The sequence below is a fragment of the Lactobacillus sp. HMSC08B12 genome (genome assembly GCF_001808415.1).
GTDB lineage: Bacteria > Bacillota > Bacilli > Lactobacillales > Lactobacillaceae > Lactobacillus > Lactobacillus delbrueckii.
Genome location: NZ_KV793114.1, coordinates 1 through 290 on the forward strand (window position 1 = coordinate 1; position 290 = coordinate 290).

Genomic DNA, 290 nt, shown 5'->3' on the forward strand with positions numbered 1-290 from the left:
TCCCGCATGGGATGCGTGGATTGAAATAGATCAAAAGGCAAACCTTTTTAAAACTTTTTTGTCGCATCCCGCATGGGATGCGTGGATTGAAATAGATTTACTACATTGAGGAACAAATAGAATTATAGTCGCATCCCGCATGGGATGCGTGGATTGAAATATAGTAGTAAACAAAAGCATCCTGTCCATATCTATAGTCGCATCCCGCATGGGATGCGTGGATTGAAATATATACTACACGGAAACAAACTCTTTGTATGATAGTCGCATCCCGCATGGGATGCGTGGAT